The sequence below is a fragment of the Infirmifilum lucidum genome, assembly GCF_014876775.1.
GTDB classification, from domain to species: domain Archaea; phylum Thermoproteota; class Thermoprotei; order Thermofilales; family Thermofilaceae; genus Thermofilum; species Thermofilum lucidum.
Genome location: NZ_CP062310.1, coordinates 864,789 through 882,231, shown reverse-complemented (window position 1 = coordinate 882,231; position 17,443 = coordinate 864,789). Strand labels below are relative to the sequence as shown.

Below are 17,443 nucleotides of genomic sequence, written 5' to 3'. Positions count from 1 at the left end.
CGTACTCACCTGAAACTCAGGAGTACTGAAACTACTGCTAGTACTGCCACTACCGCCTCGAGGGCTATATATGCCCTGGCAACCTCTTTCTCTGTAGACGGCCCCCCTACTGCAAGCATTATACGCGTTAAAGAGAGAGGGGCGTCTGGGTCTGTGCTAGCATATAGAGTACCGTCTTCTCCTACTCTAATAGGTCTCTTCCCCACTTCCCGGTGCTCTCTAAATCCTCTGAAGCTTACTAGGATAAAGAACCCGTTGAGGACGTGGGGTAGGAGCAGCGTTAAAGCTATGAACTCTAAGTGATCAACAACAGCTATTGCTCCAACAAAAGCGCCGAGAAATAAGCTACCGCTATCGCCATTGAACACTCTTGCTGGGTAGGCATTATACTTGTAATAGGCTAGGAGCGCCCCCAGCACTACTAGCGATACTATAAGCGTCGTCTCTTTGCCTAGCATGAGGCTTACAAGAGCAAGCGTAAGAAATATTATGATAGATGTCCCCGGAACTATTCCATTCATAACGTCTAGCATATTTACGACGTTTGCTGCACCAGCAATTGATAAGGGCATAAGAACCCAATATATTATTGTGAGGCGCATTCTCCCGATTACGGGCAGCTCAGGCCTTCCCCAATCTATGAGGGCTGGTGCAGTGAGGCCTGTTATAAGCACCGGAACAATACCAAGTATGCTTAGTAATGTCTTGACCTGTCCCTTGAGTATTTTAATGTCGTCCACGAGTCCAACGATGAAGCATAGGGTAGCGCTCGCATAAATGATTAATACTTTGAGGGAGAGGGGGGCTCCCAAAAGTGTCATGACCAAGGCGATACCGGTGGAAATTCCCGCGAAGAGAATAACGCCACCACCGTGAGCGACTGAAGGCTTCCCAGGCTTGTGGGCGTCAGGCCTTACTATGCCGCGGTTCCACAGGTAGTTTATCAGAGGCTCTGCAACCACCCTTGTAACTATGAAAGAGACAAAAAAGCCTAAAATAGCCAGGTGTAGCATTACACGGCACCCAGCTCTCGTATGACGTAGCCTATTACTATGGGAAAAACTACTGTTGCATCCCCGGGTACTGTTACGTGGTTTGCCTTCGGCTTAATTTTTCCCCAGCTTATAGCTTCCCGAGTCCTGGCGCCGCTTAAACTCCCATCCCACTCAGGTGCAGAAGTTATCGACACAGCATAGTCTAAACCCCCCCTGAACTGCGCCCACCATATCAGATGGTGCTTAGATATCCCGCCGCCTAGCATTATTCCCCCAAGTTTTTCAGATGAGTAGACGATGTCGGCAATTCTCTCCATGTCCTTTACAACGTCTACTCTCACCGGTTTTAGTGAAGAACTTACCCTGCTCTTCTCATTGAAAGTATATATTGCTGTTCCAAACGCAGAGTCCATTATACCGGGTGCGAATATAGGGGTTTTCCTCTCAAAAGCACGCTTGAGAATAGAGTTCTCGTCAGGAAGTCTTCTCCCAGCCTCGAACGCCAGTTCGCTAGGAGACCACTCCTCCTTAATCTTTACTAACTCTTCCAGCATCATGTGAGTAAAGCCCTCGATAGGTGGCCCGTAGTTCTCAAACGGTATTAGTATGTTTCCCAGTCTGTGTATTTCAAGCTCTCTCAGTAACGAATCATCGTACTCGAAATCACCGATGTAATACTTGTATCCCTGTCCCCGCGCTATGTCGTGGTCAAATGTCCCGCCTGCAGTTATCACAGCGTGAACCAGGCCATGCTTAATAAGGCCCGAAAAAAGCCCTCTAAGACCTGTTGCGACAAGGTTTGCTGGGAAACTCATGAGAACAGTAGCTCCACTCCTGTACATTTCTACTAGTACCTCAGCGCTCCTAACTATATACCTGCTAGAGAAGCCGCCGATTCGTTCGAAGAGTTTCACCAGTCTTCCTGCCTCCTCGGCGACGACCTCTAGGCTCACATCCTCGACTTGTCTCGAAAGTAGTGATGCCCTCTCAAAACCCATTTCACCGCACCTTGAGGGCATAGACGCCTGGCTTCTGAATGTTAAGTAGCTTGGCGACCTGTGACCTCTCAACATCCAGTATGGCGACAAAACCATCCCAGTCATCTGAGAACTCACGGCCACCGCATATAGGACATACCTCTACCTCATCGTTTACAAGCGCTCTGCAATTTACGCAAGCCTTAAGGGGTAACTTCCTCCTAGGCACCCTCCCTCTCACCTTTACCTTTCTCTATCATCTCCTTTATGTATTCAAGCTTGCCGAGATAGGGCTGTCTCATAGTAAGTCGTACGCGCATAACACCCCGTTGCTCATCGTAACCTACGCCAGATACGCGTGCTCTCACCACGTCTCCTCTCCTAATTATCCTCTTGCCACTCTCAGCTATAACTATACCCTGATCTCTGTCGTACATAACGTCTCTGGTCGGGAAAACTTGGGACTTATGTATGAAGCCGTCAACAGCCCCAAGTCTAATAGTTATGCCGATGTTTTCCACGAGGACAACTTCTCCCTCAACGACCTCTTGGTTTACTGGACTATAGACTAAAGCCGTAAAACGGGCCTGGTGGTAGGATCCTCCGTCCCCAAAAGTTAAATACCCCTCCTCAGAGGCTTCGGCATCAAGTACCGAAACGATGAGACCTATCCCCTCGATAATCCTGCCTTCGAAGCTCTCCCTGAGCATCTCCAATACGGCCTCCCTGAGCGGTTTTCCGAAAAGTCTCGGAGGGATCCTCACTATATCCTCGAGCTCCATTAACTTATACATTAAAACACCAAATGCCGACCACAGGCATTGGGTTTATATTTATTTCCTGGAGTTGACAACACCCTTTGTCAGGGCAAACCTTAATAGCCCGCCTCCCGTAATATTTATGGCCCGGCGGGAGCCCCGGGGGGCTAGCCCTCCCCTATAACCGCAAACGGGCTCACGGCGGGGGGCGTAAACCTACGGGGGCGCCTGCGGCGGTATACAGCTGGCCCGCACACCTACTAATGCTCCCTGGGCCTGCGGGACACCCCGCTCTGTGCTAAACCCCTCGTAGGAGGGGTGAAGCACAGGAAAGCCGAAACGGGTTAGGCCCGGGAGGGAGCGGCCCTAAGGCTGGCGGGGTGTGTTCGTAGCAACCCAGGGTAAGAGGTAGGTGATGCGGGTTAGCTGTATACCGCCCGGCCACCCTGGAGGGACGCCGCCGGGCCACTGTTCCTCATCAGTTAGTGTAAGGTTTAAAAGGTCGGGACAACGTAATTTATCCCGGCGCAGTGGCCCATCGAGCGGGCGCCGGCCGGCCTCGGCGACGGGCCGGCTGTGGAACCCCCTCCCCTCCGTGGCGCGCGGCCGCGTAAGCGGCTCGGGGAAAACCCGAGGGAGGGCGAATGCACCTAGGGGTGTGTGGAGATGAACTCTACACCGGGAGAGATGACACCCTAGGTAGGCGTGAAATGCCCTCTCCGCGTGGGTTAGGGTCAAACAGGCCCTATGAGTAGCCACGGTGAGGGCCGGGTGGATCCCTAGACTGATCCCGCTTAAACAGAAGAGGGGGTACGAGTGGGCCACTGCGCTGTTTTTAATACATTAATGCCCCTGTTTTCAAGCTCGTGGAGTATGTTCAGGCTGATAGACCTCTTTGCAGGCGCTGGAGGGTTTTCAAGGGGATTCCGGGAAGAGGGGTTTAGAGTAGAGCTGGGCATAGAGAGCATGTCCGTGATCGCCGAGACATACGCGGCTAACTTCCCAGAAGCCACGGCTTTAGCCGTGGACATACGCGAGGTTCACTCAGCGGAAATAATAAGGCTGTTAGGTCGCAGGCCTGACATTGTCATAGGAGGCCCGCCATGCGAGGGGTTTACTCGCGCCAATCCTCGAAGACGGAAAGACCCTTACGAGAGGCTCTACGACGATCCTCTCGGCTCCCTTGTCCTACACTTTATCAGGATTGTGGGCGATCTCGAACCGAAGGTCTTCGTCATGGAGAACGTTCCGGGTATCATGGACGATGGTCTAGACACCATTCTCAGGAGAGAGTTTGCTGAGGTTGGCTACAGCAAGATATACTTCAATATTTTAAGGGCGGAGGAGCACGGGACACCGTCCCAAAGGACACGCGTCTTCATATCCAACATACCTATTAACCCCCCGAAGCAGAGGAAGGTGGTCGTATACGAAGCACTTAAAGATCTACCCCCACCAGATCCCTACTACGGGATACCTAACCACGAGCCAGTCCCCCTCGGGCCACGCCGGCTCAAGCGCATATCAAAGCTGAAGTGGGGCGAGCCTTTAGTTAGGTACAGGGGCTACGAGGGCAGGGTTCTCCAGAACGTCATCAGGCTCCACCCCTACCGTGTCGCCCCCACAGTTATGGGGTCTTCACGGTTCATCCACCCGTTCGAAGACAGACTCCTCACTGTTAGAGAGCAGGCCAGGCTCATGGGGTTCCCTGACGACCATGTATTCCTGGGCGGCAGGGATCTCCAGTTTAATCAGGTAGGTGAGGCAGTGCCCGTGCCCCTAGCTAGGGCGATAGCCAAAGAGGTTAAAAAATACCTCACAAGTGAAAGCTAGGTGGTTAAAAACGCCAATAATAATCCCCGTGCTCCACAATACCTCCAGCTCACAGCGCCTAGCCGAGGTCGCGCGGGCAGTCTACGGACTAGGGTTTAACAGCTTCATTGTGACAAAGGCTGTTGGCGCAGCAGCCCAAGTAGGAGTACCCGAAGCACAGAAAATTGCATATAAGCTCGGGAAGAATTTCATGGTTCTGGCAGACCTGCCAGAGGCCATTGAACTCCTCCAGCCGAGTAAAGTCTTCCTCGTCATGCCGGCAAAATATGGGGGTAGCAGACTAGAGGATGCCGTCGCGCAAGCACTGAAAAACCTCCGAGAGAGTGAGAAAATACTCCTAGTCTTTGGAGGGAGTGAACCGGGCCTCTCAATGAGGGAGCTGAAATTGGGCGAGAGTATAAGCCCAGAGGGCGTAGATGAAGATATAGGTACGACCGCCCTCGTCGCTATAACACTCTACAAGGTGAAAATGTTACTTCGCGGGCAGGCGTAGCCTAGTCACCGGCTTCTTATTCTTCCAGCTGTAGTTGCGAATTCTCTTTGACCGCCCAAAACCACAGTGTGCACAGTATCCCTTAGCTACATTGTAGCTATGGCGCCCACACCTCCTACATCTGATGTGAGTCTTCCCCCGCCCCCTCTTCCCAAAGGACGTCGTGCCTTTAACCACTCGTGCTCACCCCTATACTGGAGCGGGGCTTATCAGCACTACGTTGTCGCCTCTTACGACTATTGTCCCGTACTGCCTCGTTCGATTGCTCTTGATCTCCTCGGCATTTTCTAAAACGAGGTTGAGGTGGTAATCGTAGCTTCTGAGAATTCCCCTTATCTCGCGCCCACCCTTAAGTTTCACGAGCACGCTTTTCCCTACAGACTCTGCCAGCAGATCAATAGTTCCCTCCATGCCCCAACGCCTGAATCTTTCAGTTCAACGGCCTTTAAAACCTTTTGTATCCGTACCCCCAATACACAAGATGTGCTCGCAGAGAGTGAAACGAGAGCAGATAACTACTAATATATTTTCGGAGTTGTCTAGTCATTCTTGAAGGGGTTGATCCGTGGAGTCACTCCGCAGCGGACTCTTGAGCGTACTTGAGAAGGTTAAGAACTCTGTTATCCTTGATACGAAGGAAGTGGATAGCATTATACGTGAGCTTCAGAGGGTTCTGCTAAAGGCTGACGTCGACGTCAGACTAGTCTTCGAGCTTTCCGAGAAGATAAAGAAGAAATTTTTCTCTCGGGAAATCCCTCCAGGCTTCAGCAAGCGGGATGTGTTGATAAAGATTCTCTACGACGAGCTAGTGTCCCTGCTTGGAGGTGAGAACGCCACCCCCTACACTCTCGGGAGGATGCCATACAAGATCATGCTGGTTGGCATAGAGGGGTCTGGGAAGACGACTACAGCGGCCAAGCTCGCTAAGTATCTAAAAGAGAACGGGTATAGCGTAGGCCTAATAGCTGCTGACACATACAGGCCGGGAGCGTACGAGCAACTCCAGCAACTCGCTACCAAGATAGGCGTTAGTTTCTACGGGGATCCACAGTGTAAAGACCCAGTCCGCATAGTCGAGGAGGGCGTGAAGGTGTTAGAGGGGAGAGGCGTACAGGTCTTCATAATTGATACTGCTGGACGCCACAAAGATGAGGTCTCACTGATGCAGGAGGTCTCCGAGATTTACGAGAAACTCAAACCAGACGACGTAATACTTGTCGTAGACGCGACTCAAGGAAAAGGGGTAGCTAAGCAGGCTATAGCCTTCAAGGAGAAGGTTCCTCTAGGCCATGTCGTCGTCACGAAACTCGACGGGTCGGCTAAGGGTGGCGGCGCCCTCTCGGCTGTAGCGTCTACGGGGGCTAAGGTGGCGTTCATCGGAACCGGTGAAAAGCTAGACGACTTTGAGGCCTTCGACCCCTATAAATTCGTTGCCAGGCTTCTCGGAATGCCCGACCTCGAAGGGTTGCTTAGAAAATTCCAAGCACTGGAGGAACACGAAAAGGAGAGAGCGAGGCTCGCCGCCGCTGGTAAAATCACTCTTCTAGACCTAAAGGAGCAACTCTTGGAAATTAAAAAGCTTGGGCCTCTCTCCAAGGTTCTCGAAATGCTCGGCGGCCCCCCTATAGCTGTTAAGGGCTCACTCGAAGGGGGCGAGAAGGAAATCGACAAGTGGATAGCAGTTTTGAACTCCATGACCGAGGAGGAGCTACTAAAGCCCGAGATCATAGACAGATCCCGCATGACTAGGATAGCCAGGGGGTCTGGCACTACAGTTAGGGATGTCAAAAGGCTCCTCGAATCCTACACTCAAATGAAAAAAATTATGAGGCAAATCTACAGGTCACGGAGGCGTATACAAGGGTTCTAGCCTTGAGGAGGAAATTTATTCTGGCTACGCCATATCTGACCATGTACGATGATAAACCACTACTCGCCAGAGTTATATCCTCAGCGTTTTACTTATCACATGGAATCAGGCGAAACGTCTCACTTATAATCTATCTAGGCGACGCAGGCTACAAGGTGGTCTTCCTAGGGGACAAATTGAAGCATATCCACGTCGACGAGCAGTCCCTTACGGGTATTTTGAAGAAAATACAGATAGCTGTGAACCGCAAGCCGAGGCATGTGAAAGTGCATGATGGGGTCTTCGTAGAGCAGAGCCCCAGCCTTACCGAGCATGTAGATTACTTGGTTACGCACGAGGGAGCACCACTTGAAAAATCCCTGCATACATGCCCAGAAAAACTCTCGCTAGTCATTGAGCATGGAATCAAGTTAAGCGCGAGTGCCGCAAAAGTGAGAGTTACTTCAAGACCTAAGCCCGTGGACGTGACTCTAGCAATCCTGAATATTAAATTGGATAGGCTCTGCGGCCCGCTATGAATCGCCTTCCTCTCCTCTAGACTTCCAGGCTCTTGGGTATGTGCCCGGCTCCATTATCACATGGTTCACCTCGACAGCTATGCCGCTTTTACTCGCCATAATCTGGCTACTGGTCATTTTTGCTGTGCCTATAGCCACAAGCTCTCCTTTCAGGGTGAAAATTCCCACGCGGTCTCCGACCCGTACACCGCTCTCCAGCCTGACAATACCAGGCACGGCTAGAGGGGCGCCATGACAGACTGCGTCAACTGCAGTGTCGCGTATCCATAGCTTCGGTATGTGTTGTACGGCTTCCTCAATGGGTATGAAAACTCGCCTCAAGTATTCTTCTATTCCATGTTCCTTCCAGAGCAGAAACGAGTCTACAACATCATGGAGAGTGGCAAGGTTTTTCTCCTCGGTGAGGCTGCCTGACCTTATACGCCTGAGCTCCTGCATGTGAGCCCCCACGCCGAGGATCTCTCCTATGTCGTGGCACAGCTTACGCATGTAGGTCCCTGCCTCGCACCACACCTGTAGAAGGACGTCTCTACCGTCAACTTCTAAGAGACGTATGTCGTAGATCCTCCTGATACGCAACGTCCTCTTGACGGCAGATCTTAGAGGGGGGCGCTGGTAGATTGACCCCTTGAACATACTTATAACTCTCTCGAGCCTTTCACGATCCACATCATCGTGCAGGCGCATAACGCAGACGTATTCCTTGTCCTCTTGGAGGAGAACGGGTAAAGCCCTAACAGCATTGTTCAGAACTATGGGAAGTATCCCGGACACCTTCGGGTCAAGTGTCCCTGCGTGGGCCACACGCTCTATACCCAGGATCCTGCGTATCCACGCCACGATCTCGTGGCTATTAGGCCCTACAGGCTTGTCGAGGTTAATGACGGAGTATTTAAGTAGAACTTCCACAGGCCTCTGGTCGTACTGAAAACCATAGCTTGGGTCTGTCTCCAGCTCTCCTTTTATGAGAATTTCGCGTGACCTAGCGGCTCCAAGATACTTCGACACAAAACACCACGGAGCTCTCCTTATAAAATGGTGGGCGCTATTACTGGCTTGACAGCTTCACGCATGAATTCCTTTAGGCCTGCCTTCTCCAGCGCCGCTAGCACTTCTTCGTCGGATACACCCTTGTTTATAGCAATTTTATACTGAAGTGGCTCCAAGTGCTTCACGTTGGCTCTCCTCCGCTTGACCCCCGTGAGTGATTTAGGCCCTGTGACGACGACGAAGTTCTCATCGATAATATCTACTACTACACACTTCCTGCCAGCCTCCCGCCCGGCAGTCTTGACGCATATCCTGCCGACATCGAAGACCTTGGGCATACCAACTCCCCCACTCTTTCTAATGCTTAAATTTAAAAGGTTTTTGCCTACTCGAGTTTAACCTCTACCTCCCGCTCCGCGCCGCTTTTAGGTAGCACAACGACTAGAACCCCGTCTTCCAGCCTAGCACGTGCCTGCTCAGGTCTAACCTTGGCGGGAAGCAGTATCTTCTTGTATACCTGCCTGTAGAGCCTCTGCCTCTCGATGTACTTCCTCTCGTTCTCCTCTTTCACGCGTTCCTCGGACTTCTCAGCAATAACCTCCAGCGAGTCCTCAGTTACGCGGATCCTTATCTCATTCTTCTTAAACCCAGGGACGTCGACGTATACTGCTATGCTCTCACCTCTATCCTCGATGTCGTATAGAGGGTCATAAACTCTCATTTTGTCAGGGTACAGCGCTGAATATTTTGCCCACACGCTACGCAATGTATCATTGAGCTCTTTCTGTATGCGGGCCATAACTTCTGCGAGCTCTTCTACTGCTTTACCAGGATCACTCATATATTGTAGAAATTGCATGTAAAGTATAAAAAAGTAGAGTTTTATCACTCGACTAGAATGTTGCTTTCAGAGAACCCCTTAGCTATCAAAAACTCCTTTACCTTATGCCTGTGGTCGCCTTGAAGCTCGACGTGGTCGTCCTTTATTGTGCCCCCGCATGCAAGCTTCGACTTCAGCTCCGATACTATCTTGCGTAGCTCCGGATCCTTCGTGTCAAAGCCTGTGATTATTGTAACGTCGCGATGCCCTTTGCGCTTCTCTACCCTGATTTTAATTACCTGTTGTTCCTTGAATACGCCCTTCAATATACTGTCGAGTATTTCGACGCTCATTTTATCCCGTTTGGCAAGATTCTACGTATATGCTAACCCTTTTATTTTTTACGCTTTGCCCTCTCTGCCCCTTAGACAGCTTAGACGGCGCGGACGCGTTTGGGCATGGGGGGTCTCGTCTTCTCTATAACTCGGAAGCCACAATAGGGACAGCGCAAGCCTGGAAGAATACGTAACTCGTCTTGGCTGAACCCCCTTCCACACCTTATGCACCTGTATATCTTCTCACTACTACTCATAGACCCTTCAAATAAGCGTGGGCTTATACGCTTTTCGCACGTGCTCCATGCTCCGCAACTATCTCCTCGATCCTCCTCCACTGCTCGTCAACTAGCCTCTGTATCTCGTCTATCTCCTCCTGCTTGAGGTGGGCAAACCTCCCTTGCAATTTTAGGTACTCAGCTACAGGCTTTCTGTTCTCCTTTTTTAGGAGATTCCTGCTCAGTCCAGTTAGTGAGAACTTACCGTTCTCGACTTCATACAAGACCCACACGCCTGTCTCAACGGCGAGCCTAGCTATCTTCACTGTCAACGAGGGGTCGTAGCGCCAGCCAGGGGGGCATGGCGAGAAAGCGTGAATATACTTGAGCCCTCCCCTAATACTGCTGGCCTTCCTTAACTTATATATGATGTCATTCGGATAGGCAGGGTTTATCGTCGCCACATAAGGAACTCTATGTGCGGCCATTATCGATGGGACATCCTTCTTGAAGCTCGGGTTCCCCGTGGGCGTCGTGGTCGTCCAAGCTTTGTACGGAGTTGAACCCGATTTCTGGATGCCCGTGTTCATGTAGGCTTCGTTGTCGTAACAGATGTAGATTATGTTGTGCCCCCTCTCCGCTGCGCCACTAAGAGCCTGGAGCCCTATGTCCACGGTTCCTCCATCTCCAGCCCACACAACAACATTTGCTGGCTTTCCGAGCTTCTCCAAGGCCTCAACCATCCCTGAGGCTGCAGCTGCGCTCGCGGCGAAAGCTATGTGGAGGACTGGGACTCTAAAGGCGCTCCTAGGGTGGGGACCTGCAATGACAGAAGTACAGCATGCCGGGATAACGATGTAGGTGCTCGGGCCTAATGCCTTTAGAACATAACGTAGGAGTAATGTTGCCCCGCAACCCGGGCACGCGGCGTGTCCTTTTAGGATATACTCCTCCTGTGGAAAAATCCTGTGAGCCATTCTACCTCACCCACCAGAAGCTTGACTCCCCACTCACGCGCACTTTGTCATAAATCCCGATAACATCCTCTGCTTTGACGTCTACACCCCCAACACCGACAGTCACGTCGAAGAGGCGTGCAGATGCCCCGCGTAGTTTCAACGCAGAAGCTACATCTGAGCCCAGTGGGCTCAGGCTTCCGAATACCGACGCCCTAGCCAGCACGACCACGTTTTTTGTGCCCTCGATAGCTTTCCCAAGCTCCTCGTATGGGAAAGGCCTATACACCCAGACCTTCACAAGCCCGACTTTCTCGCCCCTGCTCCTTAACTCTTCTACGGCCCTTAGGGTCTCGCCAAAGATGGAACCCTGGATTACGAACACTGTGTCGGCGTCCTCGCAGTAGACACAGTCGAAGAACCAATATCTCCTACCTGTGAGGGAGCTATAGGAGCGTAGGGACTCCTCAATTATTCTCCTGGCCCTTTCACTGGCCTTTCTCATCTCAAACCTCACCTTAATATACTCTTCAGGGTAAGCAAGGTTACCGAGGCTCCCTGGCTCGCCCACATCTAATAGTGGCTTCCACGAGCCCTTAGGTGGAATAAAGGACTTCAGCTCCTCTTTCTCTACCAGAGAGACTGGCTCATATGTGTGAGAGACTTCGAATGCGTCCCATCCAACTAAAGTGGGGAGTAGAACCTCGGGGTTCTCTGAGACCCTGTAAGAGACTAGTGTGAAGTCGTAGACCTCCTGTGCAGACGAGGCGAAGAACATGTTCCACCCGCTGTCCCTCAAGGCGTAGAAATCAGCATGCTCCGACCATATGTTCCACGGCGGTCCCAGAGCACGTGTAACAATGCCCATAACAATCGGCAGGCGGGCGCCTGAAGCCCACCATATGACCTCGTACATGTAGAAAAGGCCCTGGGAGGAGGTAGCCGTGTACGTTCGGGCCCCTACACTCGCTGCACCTATAAGAGCTGCCATGGCGCTGTGCTCCGACTCTACCCTCACGAACTTCGCGTTGAGCTCGCCACTCTCAATAAACTCAGCTATCTTCTCGATAACTGGAGTCTGGGGCGTTATAGGATACGCTGAAACAACATCTGGCTCAGCGTCTCTAACGGCATACGCGGCAGCATAGTTCCCAGTGAGCAGAAGCTTGCTCATACTTCCCTCACCATCTTTATAGCCTTTACAGGACACTCGGCTGCACAGATACCGCACCCCTTACAGTAAGCATAGTCGACCACAGCACCCTGATCCGTGATCTGAATAACACCATCGGGGCAGTACAGCCAGCATATACCACACTTCGTGCACCTAGACTGGTCGACAACAGGCCTCTCTGTCCGCCAAGTGCCAGCAGGCACTGCCCCCACAACCGGCCTACTCAACAGTACCTCAACACGGCCTGACACTCGACCACCCCCTTCTCACCGCCTCAATATTCTTGTCAACGTGCGCCCTAATGAGCTCTTTCACCGCCGCCTCTAGCTCGAGTTCACCTATAAGCCCCGAGACACGCGCGACCGCTCCTAAGACTGGCATGTTGACGAGCGCCCAGCCAGCCACTTTGAGCCCGAGATCCTCGGCTATCTCCACAGCATCGAGGCAGTACTCCTTAAAATTCCCCGCGGCTCTCCCACGCTCAGTTGCGTTGACAACCACGCTTCCACCGGGTTTCACAAACCTCTCCAAGCTGTACATGCCGAGCAACGAGGAGTCCAGGACGGCGACAACATCCCCCTTCTCGACGCGGGACCTAACGTGTAACGTCTTCTCAGAGATCCTATTATACGCAAAGACAGGTGCCCCGCGCCTCTCCGCGCCGAAGAAGGGTATCGCTAGCGCATAAAGTCCCTTGTTGACAGCGGCTTGAGCAAGCAACATTGCAGCAGTTACAGCACCCTGCCCGCCTCTCCCCAGCCACACCACGTCAAATGATACATCCATATCATTTTCAGTCTAATAGAGCCATAAAAAGATTTATAGCTTTCTATCAATATTTAAATTGTGTCAAGGCCTGAAATTAAAGTCCCACCTCCGGGACCAAAGTCCCAGGAGATAATTTCCAAAGACAACGAGTTGATCATGCAGAGCTTTGCGCGCTGGTACCCGTTTGTCGCGAAGCGCGGCCAAGGAGTGTGGCTCGAGGATCTCGATGGGAACAAGTACCTCGACTTCAACTCTGGCATAGGCGTTACTAACGTAGGGCACGCACACCCAAGAGTTGTACAAGCCATAAAGGATCAAGCAGAAAAACTCCTCCACTACTCGCTTACAGACTTCCTGTACGAGACTCCTGTCCGCCTAGCGGAGAAGCTTGTGAAAATAACCCCCGGCTCCTTCCCAAAGAAAGTTTTCTACACAAACAGTGGCGCTGAGTCAATCGAGGCAGCCATAAAAGTTGCTCGCGGCCACTTCAGGGGAGCTAGGCCCTACATAATCGCGTTCGCGGGCTCGTTCCACGGCAGAACAATGGGGGCCCTATCGCTCACAGCAAGCAAGCCCGTGCAGAGGAGGGGGTTCGCGCCCCTGGTTCCGGGCGTCGTCCACGTGCCCTACCCGTACTGCTACAGGTGTCCTTTCAGGCAAAAATACCCGGACTGTAACCTCTGGTGTGTTGACTACATAGAGGAATGGGTGCTGAAGAAGTACGTGCCTCCAGAAGAAGTCGCCGCCATCGTGTTCGAGCCTATCGCGGGTGAGGGGGGATATATAGTCCCTCCACCCGAGTTCTTCAGAAGGCTCAAAGAGCTGGCCGATAAGTACGGCATACTCCTAGTGGACGACGAAGTACAGGCCGGCATAGGCAGAACAGGTAAATGGTTTGCCATCGAGCACTGGGGGGTAGAGCCGGATCTGATAGCCATAGCCAAGGGCATCGCGTCAGGCCTACCGCTGGGCGCGCTCGTTGGTAGGAGAGAAATCATGAACCTCCCGCCGGGTAGCCACGCCAGCACGTTTGGCGGGAACCCTGTCAGCTGTGCAGCGGCTATTGCCGCACTGGAAGTAATAGAGGAGGAGAAGCTACTAGAGAATACGACACGCGTAGGAGAACATGCTATGAAAAGACTCAACGAGATGAAGGAGGAGATCCCGGCGATAGGTGACGTCAGAGGTAAAGGCCTGATGATAGGCGTTGAGCTAATCAAGCAGGACGGCTCTCCAAATCCAGAGCTGCTGAGGAAAACTCTAGACATAGCCTTCAAATCAGGCCTTCTAGTGATAGGGGCCGGCCTGAGCACCATCAGGATCGCCCCGCCTCTTATAATAACCAAGGAGGAAATGGACGTTGGCCTAGACATCCTCTACAACTCCATTAGGAAGGCCTTGCAGGAGACCCCCTAGATCTCATTTATTCTTCAGGGCACCTGGTGTAAACATTCTTTTACAAAAATGGTTATCCGGTTAAAACTGGCAAAATATGGGCCGGCCGGGACTCGAACCCGGGACCCCCCGGTTATGAGCCGGGTGCTCTACCTGGCTGAGCTACCGGCCCGCCTATACCTTCACAGCAGAGCAAGATATAATTTTTACGCATTATTGAACTCTTGCTAACCTCTCTTGAAGAGTCCGCTAAGGAGCTGGGTCAATTTTCCATAAGCGAAATGTATAATAGTCATTTATTATATACGTTTTCGATATGCCCATCCCCTCTCCCGAGGAGCTACGCTTACTAAGGCTGAAAGCCGGGTTGACGCAGAGCGAGGTGGCCAAGCGAGCGGGGGTTAGCCAGAGCCTAATTGCCAGGATAGAGTCTGGCAAAGTTAACCCGCGGGTATCCACGCTCCTGCGCATATATAAGGCTTTAGAGAGCTTCCTAGAGGAGGAACTTACAGCCTGCGACCTCATGACGTCTCCGGTGGTCTACGTCACTCCCGACACGAAGCTCGTGGACGCTACGAGAGTAATGTGGGAGAGGGGGTTTAGCCAGCTCCCCGTCATAAACCCCGAGACGAGGGAGAACGTCGGAACACTCTTCGACGACGATGTCCTCAGCGCCTTTATACGCGAGAACGCGAAGGCGGCTATGCTGACTGTCAGCGACGTCATGTCAGACCCCCTCCCGCTAGTCCCGTGCGGAACCAAGATAAGGGTCGTAGCGAGGATGCTTAGCCGTGGCGTGCCGGCTGTCCTAGTGGAGCAGGGGATGCAGGTCGTCGGCATTATAACTAAGAGCGATATTGCCAAGTTACTCTTAAAGAAGATCTAGGCCTTCTCGACTACCAGGGTCTTTATTCTGTAGCGCGTGTTCGGCTTGGTTCCGCGCTTTAAGAGCCGCCCCTCGCTTACTAGCCGCGTCACGTACGTGGACACTGCCGTTATCTTCAGGTCTGGCATTTCACGTATGGCTATGTTGTACAGATCCCTGAGCGAAAACCATGTGCCATCCCCGAAGTTCTCGACTATTATTCTCCAGACTCTCTCCTTCAGCGAGCCCTCCGCGACCTGTCCAGTCTCGACCTCGCTGGACGCTTTGAGGCTCTTAAGCATGGACAGTATCTGAAGTATCTTTGCTTCGTCTAGGTCTCCTCCCTCTATCATCAGGGAGATTTTCTCCCCCGAGGGGAGCGAGTCCTCGATCTTGATTCTAGGAGCCATTACACCCTGTATAACCAACTCTTGCACCTATTTATCACAATCTCTTGAAAATATACATGCTGGGGGATATAGTATAAACTCTAGTTTTTCTCTGTTTAAATTTTTCTCAAAAGTTTTCATTAGTATTTCCAGACAGAGAATTATTCATTGCTATAAAGGCTTTTCCGTTGAATTCTTCTTTTTTCCACATGCTCCAGTGGAAATTGAGGGGTTATTTAAACCCCCTTACACACGGGAGTATAGACTCGTATAATTGTAGATTCTCCTTGAATAGTGTATAACGTCCTGAGACCCCTACATTTCGTGTGGAACTTGTGGAACACTAGTGCCTGATTTTAGGTTTCACTACTTCTGCTCTGTATATGAAGTGACTCTATAAGGCTGTTCCAGTGGAAGACTAGGGGTCTAGACCCTCTTTATACGAAATCTTTAAAAGTCAAGTAGAGTCTCGGTTCTTGAGCACCAGTAATGAGTCTAGAGGAAAACGTGTACATTCCAGACACATCCGCTATACTGAGCGGGGTTCTCCGCGAGGCCATCGCGGAGGGTAGGATAGCTGGCCGTGTAATTCTCCACGTGAGCCTGGTGAACTACTTCGAAGAGCTCGCCAGGAAAGGCGCGGGAAGCGGTCTCTCAGGGCTGCGGGAGCTTGGGCTATTGAGGGACGCCATTGAGTCTCTACAGGAGGTCGTCGAACTGGAGTACTCTCACAACATGCCGCAGGGCTTGCGGGCGACGCGGGATCTAGACCCGGACATTATTGTCAGGCTCTTAGCGTTCGAGCACGGCGGGACTCTCGTGACATGCGATGAGGTATCTGCCAAGGCTGCAGAAGCTATGGGTATTAAGGCTCTGTACCTGCCGCCGAGGCGTGGTGAAGAGTTCTTTCTCGAGAAATTCTTCGACAACGACATAATGTCTATCCACTTGAAGGAGGGGTCTAAGCCCTACGCAAAGAAGGGGCTACCCGGGAAGTGGACCTTTGTGGAGCTGCGTAGTGAGCCGTTGACAAGGGAGGAGCTTGAAGACTATATAAGGCAGATTTTTGAACGCGTTAGGAACGAGAGCCAATCAGCATTCGTGGAGTACGAGGGTAGAGGGGTAATTATAGTGCAACTAGACACGTACCGCATCGTTGTAACAAAGCCTCCGTTCTCGGACGGCATAGAGATAACAGCTGTGAGGCCTGTTGCGAAACTCCGCTTGGAGGACTATAATCTACCTAGGAAGCTCATTGAGAGACTCGAGAAGCAGGCTGAAGGGATACTGATAGCAGGAGCCCCAGGCATGGGCAAGACTACGTTCGCGCAGGCCCTAGCTGAATACTACTATAGGAAGGGGAAGGTCGTCAAGACTATCGAGTCTCCTAGGGACATGCACCTTCCAGTGGAAATTACGCAGTACTCCAAGAACTATGCAACCTCTGAGGAGATACACGATGTGCTTCTACTGTCCAGGCCTGACTACACGTTCTTCGACGAGATGAGGGACACAAGGGACTTCCAGCTGTATGCGGATCTAAGGCTTGCTGGAGTAGGCATGGTTGGGGTAGTGCACGCTACAAGCCCCATTGACGCTATTCAGAGGTTTATCGGGAGGGTCGAGCTCGGCATGATTCCATCGATAGTTGACACAGTGATCTACATCAAGAACGGGCAAGTGGAGAAGGTGTACTCTCTTGAGACCACAGTCAAAATACCTCACGGCCTTAGGGAGGAGGATCTTGCACGCCCTGTAGTCGTTGTGCGTGACTTCATGACCGGTGAACCCGAATACGAGCTGTACGTGTTCGGCGAGAGGACTTTCGTGGTTCCTATAAAGAAGCCGTCTGGGAGAGTTAGCGTGGAGGAGTACAAGATAAAGTCTGCAATCGAGAGAGCCCTGTACAAAATCCTCGGCGATGACGGGTACCAGGTAACGATAGATTCGAACTCCTCCACCGTCACCATACAGGTCTCCGCCGACTACTACAATTACCTCACTGGAAAGCCTAGGCGCAAGCTCGAGAGGATAGTCAGGCGCTACGGTTACGAGCTCGAGCTTAAGCCCTCCTTCTAGGGATATGCGT

The 17,443-nt window shown here is 51.9% G+C and carries 22 protein-coding genes, 1 tRNA gene and 1 other RNA gene; 8 read left to right on the top strand and 16 right to left on the bottom strand.

Going from position 1 to position 17,443, the window contains the following annotated elements:
- Positions 1 to 5: 5 nt before the first annotated feature.
- Genes IG193_RS04905 through IG193_RS04890 form a run of 4 tightly spaced genes read right to left on the bottom strand, consistent with a single transcriptional unit; the run spans position 6 to position 2,766 of the window.
- Positions 6 to 1,013: an MraY family glycosyltransferase gene (locus IG193_RS04905; protein ID WP_192818103.1), complete on the bottom strand. Its 1,008-nt coding sequence runs from the start codon at positions 1,011 to 1,013 to the stop codon at positions 6 to 8.
- A complete protein-coding gene (locus IG193_RS04900) occupies positions 1,013 to 1,993 on the bottom strand; it encodes a deoxyhypusine synthase (RefSeq protein WP_192818102.1) in 981 nt (326 codons plus the stop codon). The genes IG193_RS04905 and IG193_RS04900 overlap by 1 nt, the downstream gene beginning before the upstream one ends.
- Before the next feature lies 1 nt (position 1,994).
- On the bottom strand, positions 1,995 to 2,201 hold the full coding sequence (gene spt4, locus IG193_RS04895) for a transcription elongation factor subunit Spt4 (RefSeq protein WP_192818101.1): 207 nt from the start codon (positions 2,199 to 2,201) through the stop codon (positions 1,995 to 1,997).
- On the bottom strand, positions 2,194 to 2,766 hold the full coding sequence (locus tag IG193_RS04890; RefSeq protein WP_192818100.1) for a DNA-directed RNA polymerase: 573 nt from the start codon (positions 2,764 to 2,766) through the stop codon (positions 2,194 to 2,196). The genes spt4 and IG193_RS04890 overlap by 8 nt, the downstream gene beginning before the upstream one ends.
- Positions 2,767 to 2,877: 111 nt before the next feature.
- Between IG193_RS04890 and ffs the strand changes: the two genes are divergently transcribed.
- From ffs to IG193_RS04875, 3 genes are all read left to right on the top strand, one after another.
- Positions 2,878 to 3,194: signal recognition particle sRNA (ffs, locus tag IG193_RS04885), an RNA gene on the top strand.
- Positions 3,195 to 3,603: 409 nt separating this feature from the next.
- Positions 3,604 to 4,563 (top strand): DNA cytosine methyltransferase, encoded by a 960-nt coding sequence (locus tag IG193_RS04880; protein ID WP_192818099.1) that lies wholly within the window; start codon positions 3,604 to 3,606, stop codon positions 4,561 to 4,563.
- Positions 4,553 to 5,056, top strand: coding sequence for a RecB-family nuclease (locus tag IG193_RS04875; RefSeq protein WP_192818098.1), 504 nt, complete (start codon positions 4,553 to 4,555; stop codon positions 5,054 to 5,056). The genes IG193_RS04880 and IG193_RS04875 overlap by 11 nt, the downstream gene beginning before the upstream one ends.
- Here IG193_RS04875 and IG193_RS04870 read toward each other — a convergent pair.
- Positions 5,036 to 5,233 (bottom strand): 50S ribosomal protein L37e, encoded by a 198-nt coding sequence (locus tag IG193_RS04870; protein ID WP_192818097.1) that lies wholly within the window; start codon positions 5,231 to 5,233, stop codon positions 5,036 to 5,038. The two genes, IG193_RS04875 and IG193_RS04870, sit on opposite strands and share 21 nt — an antisense overlap.
- 12 nt (positions 5,234 to 5,245) lie before the next feature.
- Positions 5,246 to 5,467 (bottom strand): LSm family protein, encoded by a 222-nt coding sequence (locus IG193_RS04865; protein WP_192818096.1) that lies wholly within the window; start codon positions 5,465 to 5,467, stop codon positions 5,246 to 5,248.
- A gap of 154 nt (positions 5,468 to 5,621) precedes the next feature.
- Here IG193_RS04865 and IG193_RS04860 point away from each other — a divergent pair, with 154 nt between their 5' ends.
- Together IG193_RS04860 and IG193_RS04855 are read left to right on the top strand one after the other, a co-directional pair.
- Complete coding sequence (locus IG193_RS04860) at positions 5,622 to 6,926, top strand: signal recognition particle receptor subunit alpha (RefSeq protein WP_192818095.1); 1,305 nt, start codon at positions 5,622 to 5,624, stop codon at positions 6,924 to 6,926.
- 41 nt (positions 6,927 to 6,967) lie between these two features.
- Entirely contained in the window at positions 6,968 to 7,444 is a 477-nt protein-coding gene (locus IG193_RS04855) for an RNA methyltransferase (RefSeq protein WP_192818094.1), read from the top strand.
- Here IG193_RS04855 and IG193_RS04850 read toward each other — a convergent pair.
- From IG193_RS04850 to IG193_RS04810, 8 genes are all read right to left on the bottom strand, one after another.
- Positions 7,439 to 8,452 (bottom strand): RNA-guided pseudouridylation complex pseudouridine synthase subunit Cbf5, encoded by a 1,014-nt coding sequence (locus IG193_RS04850; RefSeq protein WP_192818093.1) that lies wholly within the window; start codon positions 8,450 to 8,452, stop codon positions 7,439 to 7,441. The two genes, IG193_RS04855 and IG193_RS04850, sit on opposite strands and share 6 nt — an antisense overlap.
- A 20-nt stretch (positions 8,453 to 8,472) precedes the next feature.
- Positions 8,473 to 8,772, bottom strand: a complete 300-nt coding sequence (locus IG193_RS04845; protein WP_192818092.1) for a 50S ribosomal protein L14e — start codon at positions 8,770 to 8,772, stop codon at positions 8,473 to 8,475.
- Between the two features lie 47 nt (positions 8,773 to 8,819).
- Positions 8,820 to 9,275, bottom strand: coding sequence for an Hsp20/alpha crystallin family protein (locus tag IG193_RS04840; RefSeq protein WP_192818091.1), 456 nt, complete (start codon positions 9,273 to 9,275; stop codon positions 8,820 to 8,822).
- Positions 9,276 to 9,319: 44 nt separating this feature from the next.
- Positions 9,320 to 9,607 carry a stress response translation initiation inhibitor YciH gene (gene yciH, locus IG193_RS04835; RefSeq protein WP_192818090.1) on the bottom strand — a complete coding sequence of 96 codons (288 nt, stop codon included), beginning with the start codon at positions 9,605 to 9,607 and terminating at the stop codon, positions 9,320 to 9,322.
- A 262-nt stretch (positions 9,608 to 9,869) separates the two neighbouring features.
- Positions 9,870 to 10,784 (bottom strand): pyruvate synthase subunit PorB, encoded by a 915-nt coding sequence (gene porB / locus IG193_RS04825; protein ID WP_192818088.1) that lies wholly within the window; start codon positions 10,782 to 10,784, stop codon positions 9,870 to 9,872.
- Position 10,785: 1 nt separating this feature from the next.
- Positions 10,786 to 11,937 (bottom strand): pyruvate ferredoxin oxidoreductase, encoded by a 1,152-nt coding sequence (locus IG193_RS04820; RefSeq protein WP_192818087.1) that lies wholly within the window; start codon positions 11,935 to 11,937, stop codon positions 10,786 to 10,788.
- Positions 11,934 to 12,188 carry a 4Fe-4S binding protein gene (locus tag IG193_RS04815; protein WP_192818086.1) on the bottom strand — a complete coding sequence of 85 codons (255 nt, stop codon included), beginning with the start codon at positions 12,186 to 12,188 and terminating at the stop codon, positions 11,934 to 11,936. The genes IG193_RS04820 and IG193_RS04815 overlap by 4 nt, the downstream gene beginning before the upstream one ends.
- Positions 12,172 to 12,723 carry a 2-oxoacid:acceptor oxidoreductase family protein gene (locus IG193_RS04810; protein ID WP_192818085.1) on the bottom strand — a complete coding sequence of 184 codons (552 nt, stop codon included), beginning with the start codon at positions 12,721 to 12,723 and terminating at the stop codon, positions 12,172 to 12,174. The genes IG193_RS04815 and IG193_RS04810 overlap by 17 nt, the downstream gene beginning before the upstream one ends.
- Positions 12,724 to 12,783: 60 nt before the next feature.
- On the opposite strand from IG193_RS04810, the gene IG193_RS04805 reads away from it, so the two are divergent.
- The gene (locus tag IG193_RS04805; RefSeq protein ID WP_192818084.1) at positions 12,784 to 14,121 is read left to right on the top strand and encodes an acetyl ornithine aminotransferase family protein; all 1,338 of its coding nucleotides are present in this window, start codon (positions 12,784 to 12,786) and stop codon (positions 14,119 to 14,121) included.
- Between the two features lie 77 nt (positions 14,122 to 14,198).
- On the opposite strand, the gene IG193_RS04800 is transcribed toward IG193_RS04805, so the two are convergent.
- A tRNA-Ile gene (locus IG193_RS04800) sits at positions 14,199 to 14,272 on the bottom strand.
- A gap of 144 nt (positions 14,273 to 14,416) precedes the next feature.
- On the opposite strand from IG193_RS04800, the gene IG193_RS04795 reads away from it, so the two are divergent.
- Complete coding sequence (locus tag IG193_RS04795; RefSeq protein ID WP_192818083.1) at positions 14,417 to 14,986, top strand: CBS domain-containing protein; 570 nt, start codon at positions 14,417 to 14,419, stop codon at positions 14,984 to 14,986.
- On the opposite strand, the gene IG193_RS04790 is transcribed toward IG193_RS04795, so the two are convergent.
- Positions 14,983 to 15,402, bottom strand: a complete 420-nt coding sequence (locus tag IG193_RS04790; RefSeq protein ID WP_192818082.1) for a hypothetical protein — start codon at positions 15,400 to 15,402, stop codon at positions 14,983 to 14,985. The two genes, IG193_RS04795 and IG193_RS04790, sit on opposite strands and share 4 nt — an antisense overlap.
- Before the next feature lie 441 nt (positions 15,403 to 15,843).
- Between IG193_RS04790 and IG193_RS04785 the strand changes: the two genes are divergently transcribed.
- The gene (locus IG193_RS04785) at positions 15,844 to 17,433 is read left to right on the top strand and encodes a PINc/VapC family ATPase (protein ID WP_192818081.1); all 1,590 of its coding nucleotides are present in this window, start codon (positions 15,844 to 15,846) and stop codon (positions 17,431 to 17,433) included.
- Positions 17,434 to 17,443: the final 10 nt, after the last annotated feature.

Excerpts from the sequence above, each read along its gene's own strand:
- IG193_RS04865 (WP_192818096.1), bottom strand. The coding sequence starts at position 5,467 with ATGGAGGGAACTATTGATCTGCTGGCAGAGTCTGTAGGGAAAAGCGTG.
- IG193_RS04795 (WP_192818083.1), top strand. The coding sequence starts at position 14,417 with ATGCCCATCCCCTCTCCCGAGGAGCTACGCTTACTAAGGCTGAAAGCC.
- IG193_RS04905 (WP_192818103.1), bottom strand. The coding sequence starts at position 1,013 with ATGCTACACCTGGCTATTTTAGGCTTTTTTGTCTCTTTCATAGTTACA.
- IG193_RS04855 (WP_192818094.1), top strand. The coding sequence starts at position 6,968 with ATGTACGATGATAAACCACTACTCGCCAGAGTTATATCCTCAGCGTTT.
- IG193_RS04840 (WP_192818091.1), bottom strand. The coding sequence starts at position 9,275 with ATGAGTGATCCTGGTAAAGCAGTAGAAGAGCTCGCAGAAGTTATGGCC.
- IG193_RS04785 (WP_192818081.1), top strand. The coding sequence starts at position 15,844 with ATGAGTCTAGAGGAAAACGTGTACATTCCAGACACATCCGCTATACTG.
- porB (WP_192818088.1), bottom strand. The coding sequence starts at position 10,784 with ATGGCTCACAGGATTTTTCCACAGGAGGAGTATATCCTAAAAGGACAC.
- yciH (WP_192818090.1), bottom strand. The coding sequence starts at position 9,607 with ATGAGCGTCGAAATACTCGACAGTATATTGAAGGGCGTATTCAAGGAA.
- IG193_RS04890 (WP_192818100.1), bottom strand. The coding sequence starts at position 2,766 with ATGTATAAGTTAATGGAGCTCGAGGATATAGTGAGGATCCCTCCGAGA.
- IG193_RS04820 (WP_192818087.1), bottom strand. The coding sequence starts at position 11,937 with ATGAGCAAGCTTCTGCTCACTGGGAACTATGCTGCCGCGTATGCCGTT.
- IG193_RS04845 (WP_192818092.1), bottom strand. The coding sequence starts at position 8,772 with ATGCCCAAGGTCTTCGATGTCGGCAGGATATGCGTCAAGACTGCCGGG.
- IG193_RS04880 (WP_192818099.1), top strand. The coding sequence starts at position 3,604 with ATGTTCAGGCTGATAGACCTCTTTGCAGGCGCTGGAGGGTTTTCAAGG.
- IG193_RS04810 (WP_192818085.1), bottom strand. The coding sequence starts at position 12,723 with ATGGATGTATCATTTGACGTGGTGTGGCTGGGGAGAGGCGGGCAGGGT.
- IG193_RS04900 (WP_192818102.1), bottom strand. The coding sequence starts at position 1,993 with ATGGGTTTTGAGAGGGCATCACTACTTTCGAGACAAGTCGAGGATGTG.